Genomic DNA, 429 nt, shown 5'->3' with positions numbered 1-429 from the left:
AGGACGCTCACCACTTTGTGGTTCATGACTGGGGTGAAGTCGTAACAAGGTAGCCCTAGGGGAACCTGGGGCTGGATCACCTCCTTATACGAAGATATTTACGATGAGTACCCACACAGATTGATGGTTTAATAAGTTAAGAGTAGGAAATACTTTTCCAGATGGGGCTATAGCTCAGCTGGGAGAGCGCCTCGCTGGCAGCGAGGAGGTCTGCGGTTCGATCCCGCATAGCTCCACCATCTTTAAGTGTTCTTCCTTAAGAATCTTTAAAAATGGTTATTTCTTTTGAAATATCTAGCTCTTTAACAATTTGGAAAGCTGACTGATTGATTTACTTACGAGTAATTCAATCAAATTTAAAAGTTCTCAATGTTTATCTTTCATTAGATGAACACAACAAACACATTCAAGTGTCTTGTATTCGATTCA

Annotated in this window: 1 tRNA gene and 1 rRNA gene; both read left to right on the top strand. The window is 40.8% G+C overall.

Going from position 1 to position 429, the window contains the following annotated elements:
• Positions 1-87 (top strand): 16S ribosomal RNA (locus IQQ51_RS24670); the annotation flags it as partial.
• A 76-nt stretch (positions 88-163) separates the two neighbouring features.
• Positions 164-239: transfer RNA gene (locus IQQ51_RS24665), tRNA-Ala, on the top strand.
• The last annotated feature ends 190 nt before the right edge of the window (positions 240-429 follow it).

Source organism: Vibrio sp. OPT18 (genome assembly GCF_015163615.1).
Classification (GTDB): domain Bacteria; phylum Pseudomonadota; class Gammaproteobacteria; order Enterobacterales; family Vibrionaceae; genus Vibrio; species Vibrio coralliirubri.
Note: the sequence above shows the minus strand (reverse complement) of the source record. Positions and strands in the feature narration are given on the sequence as shown.